General features: G+C 44.0%; 8 protein-coding genes. 5 read left to right on the forward strand and 3 right to left on the reverse strand.

The annotated features are described in order from the left end of the window. Position 1: 1 nt before the first annotated feature. From QUA25_RS22610 to galT, 3 genes are all read left to right on the forward strand, one after another. Positions 2 to 1,294 carry an AAA-like domain-containing protein gene (locus tag QUA25_RS22610; RefSeq protein ID WP_333041376.1) on the forward strand — a complete coding sequence of 431 codons (1,293 nt, stop codon included), beginning with the start codon at positions 2 to 4 and terminating at the stop codon, positions 1,292 to 1,294. Then, positions 1,291 to 4,860: an AAA-like domain-containing protein gene (locus tag QUA25_RS22615; RefSeq protein ID WP_333041377.1), complete on the forward strand. Its 3,570-nt coding sequence runs from the start codon at positions 1,291 to 1,293 to the stop codon at positions 4,858 to 4,860. Before QUA25_RS22610 ends, QUA25_RS22615 begins: the two co-directional genes overlap by 4 nt. 246 nt (positions 4,861 to 5,106) lie before the next feature. Continuing rightward, on the forward strand, positions 5,107 to 6,129 hold the full coding sequence (gene galT, locus QUA25_RS22620) for a galactose-1-phosphate uridylyltransferase (protein WP_333041378.1): 1,023 nt from the start codon (positions 5,107 to 5,109) through the stop codon (positions 6,127 to 6,129). A 253-nt stretch (positions 6,130 to 6,382) separates the two neighbouring features. Here galT and QUA25_RS22625 read toward each other — a convergent pair whose 3' ends face one another. Beyond that, positions 6,383 to 6,667, reverse strand: coding sequence for a hypothetical protein (locus QUA25_RS22625; protein WP_333041379.1), 285 nt, complete (start codon positions 6,665 to 6,667; stop codon positions 6,383 to 6,385). Positions 6,668 to 6,717: 50 nt separating this feature from the next. Here QUA25_RS22625 and QUA25_RS22630 point away from each other — a divergent pair, with 50 nt between their 5' ends. Next, complete coding sequence (locus tag QUA25_RS22630) at positions 6,718 to 6,843, forward strand: hypothetical protein (RefSeq protein WP_333041380.1); 126 nt, start codon at positions 6,718 to 6,720, stop codon at positions 6,841 to 6,843. On the opposite strand, the gene QUA25_RS22635 is transcribed toward QUA25_RS22630, so the two are convergent. Beyond that, complete coding sequence (locus QUA25_RS22635) at positions 6,824 to 7,801, reverse strand: acetamidase/formamidase family protein (protein WP_333041381.1); 978 nt, start codon at positions 7,799 to 7,801, stop codon at positions 6,824 to 6,826. The genes QUA25_RS22630 and QUA25_RS22635 overlap by 20 nt on opposite strands. 310 nt (positions 7,802 to 8,111) lie before the next feature. Between QUA25_RS22635 and QUA25_RS22640 the strand changes: the two genes are divergently transcribed. Continuing rightward, positions 8,112 to 9,905: a metallophosphoesterase family protein gene (locus tag QUA25_RS22640; RefSeq protein WP_333041382.1), complete on the forward strand. Its 1,794-nt coding sequence runs from the start codon at positions 8,112 to 8,114 to the stop codon at positions 9,903 to 9,905. Between the two features lie 507 nt (positions 9,906 to 10,412). Here the strand turns inward: QUA25_RS22640 and QUA25_RS22645 are convergent. Next, positions 10,413 to 10,916 (reverse strand): hypothetical protein (locus tag QUA25_RS22645; RefSeq protein WP_333041383.1); only part of this gene is annotated, 504 nt, incomplete at its 5' end.

Below are 10,916 nucleotides of genomic sequence, written 5' to 3' on the forward strand. Positions count from 1 at the left end.
GATGATGGAACGAAAAGACTTTGAGGAAAAGTACGAAAAGCTAAATGATAAACAGGGTCAGGCGCTAAAGCTGTTTTTGCAAGGGAAGTCAGAGAAAGCGATAGCTAGCTCGCTAGGCATCGAAACATCAAGTGTCAGACATCGTATTTCAAAGATATGCAAGTTATTTGGTTTTAAAAATGAACCGGGCGAACACTTCCCACAGCGCCATCAATTAATCCCGCTATTTGCCAAGTATAAACCTAAATTAGTTAGCGAGGAATTAAAAGCAACTTGTGAAAGTTCCCCTGACAATCCAGAACAAGTTGAATTCTATGTAGAGCGCGATTGCGAGTATAAATGTTATGATAAAATTTTAGAAAACGGAGCGCTCATTCGGATTAAAGCTCCTCAAAAAATGGGCAAAACTTTACTGGTAAATAAAATTCTCGATCGCGCGTCGCAAGAAGGTTACAAAACTGCACTCATCAGTTTTGAGGAAGCTGACAGTGAAATTTTGGGGGATTACCGGAAATTATTGCAGTGGTTGTGTGTTACTCTGGGCGACTTACTGGAGTTGGAGAATAAATTAGTGGAACATTGGGCTGACTATTTAGGTATTCACAGTAACGTCACTCAATATTTAGAAGAGTATTTATTCAAAGATTTTTCTCAACCTTTTGTACTGGTATTAGAGAAAGTAGACTTGGTGTTTGAGCAAGCTACTTTTAATGTGGATTTTTGTCGCTTACTGCGTTCGTGGAATGAGACAGCTAAAAGGAGCGAGGACTGCAGTGCAATCTGGAAAAAAATCCGGTTAATTGTCGTTCACGCTACAGAAGTTTACGGTTCTCTTGATATCAACTCATCCCCTTTGGCGGGTGTTGGGTTGACTGTACCTTTGCCAGATTTTACCCTGGAAGAAGTGCAGCAGTTAGCGCGGCAGTATAGACACAATTGGCTGAGTACAGACGAGATTCAACAACTTATGGAAATGTTTGGTGGTTATCCTTATCTGGTGCAAACTGCATTTGCTTACCTGCAAACTCCTCAATCTTCTCTGACTAAGCTTTTGGAAATTTCACCTACTGAAGAAAGTCCCTTTATTAATCACTTGCGAGAACTTTTAGGCAAGCTCAAACTCTGTCCTGAACTCGCAAATATTTACCGAGTAATCGTAACTACAAATCAACCGATGATCCTGGCAAGTCATCAAACATTTAAGTTAGAAAGTATGGGATTGGTGCGAGTGAAACATAATGATTGTTTTCCCCGCTGCGATTTGTACCGTAAATATTTCTCGGTGCGTCTATGACTTATCAATATATAGCTGAATCATCTCTCCCAGAAGATAACCAAACCTATGTAACGCGAGAAGCTGATAGTCAGCTTTATCAAGCGTTGCTGGAAGGCAAAGTTTGTTATGTTTTCAATTCTCGCAAAATAGGTAAGTCTAGCTTAGCGCTTCAAACTATCAAGCAACTGCGAACCGCAGGCATTGTATCGGTTGTTATTGACTTGTCTGGCGACGAGACGAAATTAGAGCATCCCGAACAGTGGTATGCTAATATACTTCATACTTTGGCTAAAAAATTAAAGCTGGATGTTGATTTAAAAAACTGGTTGCAGCAACGAAGTTGGCTGTCTCCCTTGGGCCGATTTCGGGATTTTATTGAATCGGTGATGCTGTCGCAGGTTCCCGAAAAAATAGTCATTTTTATTGATGAAATAGATAGCGTTCTCAGTTTTAATTTTTCGGCAGACGATCTATTTGCTTTTATCAGAAGCTTATACAATCTTCGTACCCAAAATCCAGACTACAATCGCCTCACTTTTTGTCTGTTAGGCGTCGCCACACCTTCAGATTTGATTCAAGATAAAAAGCGCACGCCATTTAATATCGGTGAAGCCATTGAATTAAAAGGTTTTACTCAGGAACAAGCTGCACCTTTAGCGAAAGGCTTAGAAGGAAAAGTCGAGCGTCCGATTCAGGTTTTAAATGAGATTATAGACTGGACGGGCGGACAGCCTTTTTGGACTCAAAAACTTTGTAAAATTGTCCTAGAAAAAGCAGAAACCAGAAATCCTGACATTGCCGAACTGGTACAAGCTTACATTATTAACAATTGGGCAGAGAACGACAATCCCCAACACCTCGGAACAATTCGCGATCGCATCCTCAGCAACCAACAGCGTACCAGCCAACTCCTGGGCATCTATCAGCAAATTATTACCCCCCCTAACCCCCCCTTGCTAAGGGGGGGGAAAGATAGCACTAATTCTTCTTTAGAAAGGGGTGAGAAAGATAGCTCTAATCCTCGGTTAGCAGAGGAGGAAAAAGACAATCTTACTCCCCCCCTTAGCAAGGGGGGGCTGGGGGGGGTCGCCGCTGATAACAGTCCCGACCAAATGGAGTTACAGTTATCGGGGTTAGTTGTTAAAAAACACGGTCAACTGCAAGTTTACAACCCTATTTATCGAGAAATATTTGACCTCGATTGGGTACAGCAAGAATTAGCGAAACTCCGCCCCTACCAGGAAAACTTCGCCGTTTGGATCGCCTCAAATCGTCAAGATACTTCCCGACTGTTGCGCGGCAAAGCGTTGGATGATGCGTTGCAGTGGAAAGTGGGGAAACGTTTAAGCGATGAGGATAATGATTTTTTAGATGCCAGTCAAGCTGATGAACGGCAAGAACTGACGAGATATAATCAATTATTAAAAGCAACCCGCAGACAAGTTAGAGAAATTCTCACCATTGAAGAAGCTGGACACGATGCGTTAAATCTTTTTCAGTCAGACGGAAAACAAAGAGAAGCCTTGCGGGTAGCTATCAAAGCCGGAGAAGATTTAAAGAAGTGGATACCAGATAATCCTCCGCTTTCGGAATATCCCACTATCAGTCCTTTGTTAACCTTGCAGGTAATTATGGCTAAAATCCGCGAACGGCGTGTACTTGTCGGACATAACAGCTCAGTAACAAGCGTTAGTTTTAGCCCAATAGGAGACGCGATTGCCACTACCTCAGATGACGGCACGGCCAAATTGTGGGATTTCCAGGGCAACTGCTTGATGACTTTCGCCGGACATAATGACTGTGTATTGAGTGCCAGTTTTAGTCCGAATGGAGAAATGCTCGCTACTGCCTCAGATGAACGCACCGCCAAATTGTGGGACTTGCAGGGCAACTGCTTAAAAACATTCACCGGACATCGTGACTGGGTAACAAGTGTTAGTTTTAGCCCGATAGGAGATGCACTTGCCACTACTTCAAGAGATAACACCGCGAAATTATGGGATTTCCAGGGCAATTGCTTGGTGACTTTTATGGGACATTATGACTCGGTAACAAGTGTTAGTTTTAGCCCGATAGGAGATGCACTCGCCACTACATCAAGAGATAATACCGCGAAATTATGGGATTTGCAAGGCAACTGCTTGGTAACATTTACCGGACATAATCGTTTAGTAAATAGTGTCAGTTTTAGTCCGAATGGAAATGCGGTTGCCACTTCTTCATCTGATGGCACTGCGAAATTGTGGGACTTGCAGGGCAACTGCTTGGTAACATTCACCGGACATAATAACTCAGTAAATAGTGTCAGTTTTAGCCCAAACGGAGATGCGATCGCCACCGCCTCATCTGACGACACTGCCAAATTGTGGAACTTGCAGGGCAACTGCTTGGTAACATTCACCGGACATTATGACTCGGTAAGGAGTGTCAGTTTTAGCCCAAATGGGGATGCGATCGCTACTGCATCCAATGACAATAAAGCCAAATTATGGGATTTGCAGGGCAACTGCTGGATTACTTTCGCTGGATATAATTATTATAGGATGACTGGTGTTAATTTTAGTCGCAGTCAAGATACATTTGGCACCGCCTCAAGCGACAAGACCGCTAAATTGTCGGACTTGCAAGGCGAGCCTTTGGTGACTTTACTCGGAAATAATTACTCGGTAAATTGTGTCTGTTTTAGTCAAACTAAAGATTTACTGGCTACTGCCTCTAGAGACGGTACGACAAAATTGTGGGACTTGCAAGGCAACTGTTTGGCGAATTTTTCGGGAGATAATTACTCGGTAAATAGTGTATGTTTTAGCCCAATTGATAATGCGATTGCCATCGCCTCAGATGACAAAACAGCCAAATTGTGGAACTTGCATGGCAACTGCTGGGTAACATTCGACGGACATAATAAATCAGTAACAAGTGTTAGTTTTAGCCCGGAAGGAGATGCGATCGCCACTGCCTCAGATGACAAAACCGCTAAATTGTGGGACTTACAGGGCAACTGCTTGGTAACATTCACCGGACATCATGACTCGGTAACAAGTGTCAGCTTTAGCCCCACAGGAGATGAGATCGCTACTACCGCATATGACAAAACAGCCAAATTGTGGGACTTGCAGGGCAAATGTTTGATAACATTCATTGGACATAGTTACCGGGTAACAAGTGTTAGTTTTAGCCCTCAAGGAAATGCGATCACTACTGCCTCAGATGACAAAACCGCCAAATTATGGGACTTGCAGGGCAACTGCTTGGTAACATTCACCGGACATCATGACTCGGTAACAAGTGTCAGCTTTAGCCCCAAAGGAGATACGATCGCCACTGCATCACAAGACGGAACCGCCAAATTGTGGGACTTGAAGGGAAATTTACTAGCCGACTTTAGCGGCTATCAGGGAAATTTACTCAAAGGTGAGGCTGATTTTGTGGAATTGAAAAGTCCGATTAATGGTATTTGTTTTAGTCGGGACGGCAACTTTTTAATAACTGGTTCGGAGGATGGAAAGGTGCGGTTTTGGCCGGTGGAAAGTTTGGATGAGTTGTTGGCGAGGGGGAGGGAATGGCTCGGTGAGAAACTTTAACCGCTGATGCACGCGAATGATTGGGATTTAGCAACGCTTTTATGATTCTTTTTCACTTGTTCAAACTGCTATTAGCTTTACCCACTTTAGACACCAGAATTATTGAATAATTCGGGTATCTAGCAGACTACAAGCCGGAAAAATAAAAATCAAGATTTATTAAGATTTTACAAAAAAGCGATGACAAATCACAAATCATGTATCTAAAATAAGAGACAATTTGACCCGGAAACTGAAGGTAAGAAAATGTCTGAACTTAGACAAAATCTAATTACCAGAGATTGGGTAATCATCGCCACCGAACGGGCGACAAGACCGGATCAATTCGCAAACAAAAAAAAGTGGGCTGCCGTAGTGCCACCGCACCGTGCCGATTGCCCCTTTTGCGTGGGAAATGAGGAAGACGGAACCTTAGAAACTTGCCGTTTGGGCGATCGCACTGGCTGGAAAGTCAGGGCAATTTATAACAAATATCCCGCTCTCTCCCCGACAGCAGAATGGATGAGGATATCATCGGGCATTCACCGCACGATGGCGGGAATCGGCGTTCACGAAGTAATTGTCGAACACCCGCGACACGATTTGACGACAGCTTTGTTGAGCGTTGAAGAAGTTGAAAACATACTTTTAGTATACCGCCAGCGCTATGTAGAAATTAGAAAAAATCCTTACATTGAAACAATTATTATCTTCAAGAATCATGGGGAAACTGCCGGAACTTCTCTCGAACACCCCCACTCGCAGATAGCAGCGACGCCGGTTGTACCTAGCCAATTTCGCAGTCGCATCGACGAAGCTATTAGATATTTTGACGACACGGGAGAATGTCTGTTTTGCCGAACTTTGGAAGATGAATTAGCGGCGAAGGAAAGAGTGATTTGTGAGAGTGAACATTTTGTGGCTTTTATCCCTTACGCTGCACTTTCACCGTTTCACACTTGGATTTTTCCGCGCCGCCATTCATCTTCGTTTGATGAAATTACTGATGCGGAACTTACCGATCTTGCTGATACTTTGAAAACTGTACTGGCTAAGTTTTATTACGGATTGAACAATCCCGATTACAACTATAATATTCGATCGGTGCCGATCGCCCAACGGGCAACAAAATACTTTCACTGGTATATCGCAATTATTCCCAGAGTCACCAAGCAAGCTGGGTTTGAGTTGGGCAGCGGGATGTTTATCAATACTGCTTTGCCGGAAGAAAGTGCGGCGTTTTTGCGATCGATCGAATTTCCTAGCGACAGTAATTTCCCCCCCATCTAAAGTATCCTACATCACAATAGTCCAATTTACTTCAAATTGGGGTGGAAATGCACGCAGGCAGTCTGAATTGCGAGTCTGTCTTGGGGGATGAAAGTGATATTATTTGAGATTTGATATTTGAGATTAAAAAATTGGGGATAACGAATGATCTAAGGGTTTAGATCACCCGGCTACAGTTGCATTCTTTTGTGAAAGTGGTATCATTTACGAGCTCAACTTATGAAGGTACAAATACTTAGGGATTGTACCAAACTCACAATAAACTTTCGACATACTGCCAGCCGTCGTCGCTAAAAGTAGCTCTCAACATATCTCTAATTTTGGCATCGATCGATAATATCCCCTCGCCAGACTCACCATTCTCGCCGATTTCGCAACTGTCTTCAGACATATGTTCTTGGATGTGGGCCAGAGTATGGGCGAAATTAGCCAGAAAATAATGTTCGTGCACCCACGCTGTCGGATCTGGTATTTCTGCACTCCCAAAAGCTCGATCGACTAAATCTTTTTTGGCAACATCGTCAGTCTGGTTTTTCATGTTGAGTTCGATTTAGGTAGAACTGGTAACTTATCCTATTTTAAGCTTAATTGTCAACAGGATGGCGATCCCGATCGACCACAGCAGTGACAAATTTGTGCCGTTTGTGCGATCGCGATCCTAATTTTTTTGGCGATCGCGTGTTATCATTTTACCTCAAACTCGGTGGTCAATAATGTTCACATCGAGCAGAATACACTTGGGAATCATTCCGTGAACTCCTTTTTGGGGATTGTTGACAGCCTGCGTAATCCGAAAATTTACCGCGATGGAACACAAAACATAAGCCTCTTCTTCTTTGAAACCTGCAAACTTTTGCAACCAATAAACCGTCTGTTTGACCGCCACCTCAAACGCTTCATCTAATGTTCTACCGAATCCCATAATTACAATATGAGTGGGCGTTTCTGCAAACGGAAACATCAAAATAAAATCCTTGCGTAAGATGATTTTAATAGTCCCGTTCATCGAAGTTTCAAGGGCAGTCCCGTCAACTTCACCGTCTCCTTGTGCCGAATGTCCGTCGCCGATGGACAGTAAACCGCCTCGCAGAAAAACAGGTAAAAATAACCGTGTTCCTGCTTGGAGTTCCTGATTGTCCATATTGCCGCCGTAGCGCTCTGGAGGAATAGAAGAACGGTTGATTTCGGCATTGGCGACGCCGATAATTCCAAAAAAAGGATGCAGGGGAATCCCAAGGCGGCTACCTGGGGGAAATTCCGCAGTTTTTTGCTGTAAATCTAGCGGAATAAACCGCAATTTAGGTTCGGAAAAATAGTCAGGTAATGCTCCCCATCCGGCGCGAATTGCATTAAATCCTACTGGCAAACTTGGGTAAACATCCTCAATGTGAATTTCTAAAACGTCTCCCGGTTCGGCATTGTTAACATAAATCGGGCCTGTCAGCAAGTGGGGCCCGGGGCCAACTTTGCGGTGGGGAGGCAAATTCTGACAAATATCTAAAAATTCCGGCGTCAGAAATTCGGGCGGGGCCTTGTCAGCAACATAATATCCTGAATAGGTTTCGATATCTATGCGATCGCCCGAATCCACCCTTAAAGCAGGTTCGATACTCGGAGAAAAACCGCCCAAGTGTACGGTTTTGCAGTTAGCCTTGAGAAGGTGGCGAGTCATGGGGTTTTAGATTTTAGATTTTAGATTTTAGATTGAAGGAAGGGTGTTAAAAATGTTATATCGCAAGTCTCAGTCATTTTTGATTTTTTTTTATGAACCGCAGAGGGCGCAGAGAAAGAGAATGGAGAGATCAGAAGATGTGAAAAAATAGTTGAAGTTTGTTAGATGTGAGATATTTTACTAATTTGTTAACTTTTTGATAACGTTGGTAGTTTAAAATTTAAAGTTTGCGGAGCGGGTTTATATGTATTTGGGGCGGCAGTTCTGTTTGGCTGGTGAAACCCCCCCTACAACTAATGACTAATGACTTATGTTAACGCCTTTGCCCAATAAAGTAGAAGTTTCTCAAGGTTATTCTCGCAATCCCTGGTTTTTTGCTGTTTTGATTTTGATTGTCCTATTGCTAGGTTTCATGATGCAATCTTACCTTAACAAACCTCAGCTTTTAACCGATCCGTTTCTGCAACTCCCAACAGCAAACTCGGTGCGAGTTGTCTGGTTCACCGAGTTTGCTGGTACTCGCAACACTGTTGCTTACGGCGAAAATTTGAATCAAATTGTGACGGCCAATACTACTAAGCTAAGCCGCACTCGCGAAGACAAAGACTCGCGCATTTCCGATGAAATGAAACAAACCATCATTGGCAGCAATCCAATTGTCCGCGACATCTGGCGCCATGAAGCAGAACTCCCCAATTTAATGCCCGGTGTTCGCATTCCTTATCGAGTCACCAGCGAAAGGAAAAACGGCGCATCTGTCAGCAGCAAAGTTTTCACTCTTTCTCCGACACCAGCAGCCGGAATTCCGCTCAAAATTCTCCTCACTTCCGACCATCAATTGATGCCTATGACAGCAGCAAATCTCCAGAAAGTAGCCGAAACAATTGGGAGAGTTGACGCGGTTTTTATGGCAGGGGATTTAATTAATATACCCGATCGCGCTTCTGAATGGTTTGACGATTACCAAGGCCGCGCCTTCTTTCCCGCGCTGCAAGGTCGCGCATTTTCCGAACTCGACAAAAACGGCATCAAAACCGTTTACAGCGGCGGCGAGCTGATCCAACACGCGCCTTTATTCCCCGCCATTGGCAATCACGAAATCATGGGTCGCTTTGCAACCAACAGCAAACTCAATGACCAATTTAACGATCCTTTTCCCCGCGCGGCTGCCGAGAAAATATACGCTCAACGTGCTGCATCTTTGAATCCTAGTAATGACTCTTCTGTGCGGGAAATATGGCTAAAAAACAATAGTTTTAATAGCGATACCTATGACGAGATTTTTAATTTACCGGGAGGCAAAAATTACTATGCTGTGACTTTTGGGGACGTGCGGTTAGTGACTTTATACGTTGCGAATATTTGGCGAACTCCGAATTTAGATCCGGGTGCGAGAGGCAGGTATCGGGAACGAGACGAAGATTTTAATAATCCCGAAAAATGGGGATACGGACAGCATATTTTTGAGCCGATTGTCAAGGGCAGCGCTCAATATACTTGGCTGCAACAAGAGTTAAAGAGTGCGGAATTCCAGCAGGCAAAATATAAAATTGTGATGTTTCACTACCCGCCGCATTCTCTGGGTGACAATATTGTACCTGCTTATACTGACCCAGTGCAAATAGTCGATCGCGCTCTCGATGGCGAGATTAAAATGGTGCGTTACGAGTATCCGAAACAGCAAGATTATCTGATTCGGGATGTAGTGCCGCTACTAGAAACAGCGGGGGTGCAGTTGGTATTTTACGGACATTCGCACTTGTGGAATCGGTTTGTAAGTTCCAGCGGAATGCACTTTTTGGAGACTTCTAATGTGGGCAACAGTTACGGTGCTTTTGCGGGGGAAAAGCGCCGATTTGTGCCGCCGGGATATCGGGAAGATTACAGCGCAATTGGAGACCCGAACGGACTGGAACCTGTGGTGCCGACTGTTGCGCCTTTGTTGGGAGAAGACGGGCGGCCGCTGCCGTATATTGATAGCAACGATATTACGGCTTTTACTATTTTTGATACGGGGGAGGGTACGGTTAGCAGCTACTATTTTGATACGCGGAAACCGGAGTCGGAAGTGGTGAAGTTTGATGAGTTTAAGTGCGAAAGGTAAGGGCACGGCATTGCCGTACCCCTACAGATATCTGATTGAACTGAGATGTTGCACTATTCTCAATTAGCTGTTTAGGAACGGGCATCTTGCCCGTTCCACAATAACATTGAGTTGTGTGGAACAGGCATCTTGCCTGTTTTTGAGAATAATGCAAGATGTAATACCAAGTTGCATTCTGATGTAGAATCTAGTTGAGGGTGATAAATGTCAAATAATTTGAAATTTCCGAAAATATTCGGCTTTTGACTCAACCGTCTTATACCCCCGAATTAATGCCCGTTGAACATCTGTGGGAAGATTTACGAGAAAACTACTTTAATAACCGAATATTCAAGTCAATGTCTAAGGTAGTCGCTGAACTTTGTCCTGGACTTGTCAATCTAGCATCTAATCCGGAACGCTTGCGCTCCATGACTTATTTCCCACATTTTAGAATAAGCTCTTTGAACGCAACCTAGTATCAGCTTATACAACAGACCTACAATGTTCGCTGGAAAAAAAGTCGAGCTAATCGCTCACTGAAAACGTGTTAATACTTTGTTGAAACGAGGGCAAGCGCTGTTCAAATTCCTCAGCACTGGTAGAGAATGCAACAATCCAGATATTGCTCCCCTGCTTAATCGTGTACATTATCTGTTTGGCAGTTACACCCGAAATTGTTGCTTCTATCACGATCTGACCCGCCTGATAGCGGTCAAGCGACACCTGCTTCCGCTCCACTACGCGATATTCGCTGGGTAATTGTTTGGTAATCATATCCAAGTATGTATCTATTGTCACTGTAGATCCAACTGGCTCTGTAGCAATGGTGACATTACTCAGAACACCTGATTTACCAACCTTCGAGTCAAAAGCCCAGATGACGAATGCGGATGGATTCTGTTTGAGTGACTGAGCTACCTGCTGATAGTAGGGCCCCAAAGATTCCAGCTTTTGAACCACCACGTCCAGATATTGGCTGAGATCTCCGCCGCTATAACTCTCGGGTAACTGCAATTGTGCACCGCGTCC

Source organism: Microcoleus sp. Pol17C6, from assembly GCF_036701145.1.
Taxonomy (GTDB): Bacteria; Cyanobacteriota; Cyanobacteriia; order Cyanobacteriales; family Microcoleaceae; genus Microcoleus.

What these genes read in the sequence shown, in the direction of transcription:
- QUA25_RS22610 (WP_333041376.1), top strand. Translation starts at nt 2, where the DNA reads ATGATGGAACGAAAAGACTTTGAGGAAAAGTACGAAAAGCTAAATGAT.
- QUA25_RS22615 (WP_333041377.1), top strand. Translation starts at nt 1,291, where the DNA reads ATGACTTATCAATATATAGCTGAATCATCTCTCCCAGAAGATAACCAA.
- galT (WP_333041378.1), top strand. Translation starts at nt 5,107, where the DNA reads ATGTCTGAACTTAGACAAAATCTAATTACCAGAGATTGGGTAATCATC.
- QUA25_RS22625 (WP_333041379.1), bottom strand. Translation starts at nt 6,667, where the DNA reads ATGAAAAACCAGACTGACGATGTTGCCAAAAAAGATTTAGTCGATCGA.
- QUA25_RS22635 (WP_333041381.1), bottom strand. Translation starts at nt 7,801, where the DNA reads ATGACTCGCCACCTTCTCAAGGCTAACTGCAAAACCGTACACTTGGGC.
- QUA25_RS22640 (WP_333041382.1), top strand. Translation starts at nt 8,112, where the DNA reads ATGTTAACGCCTTTGCCCAATAAAGTAGAAGTTTCTCAAGGTTATTCT.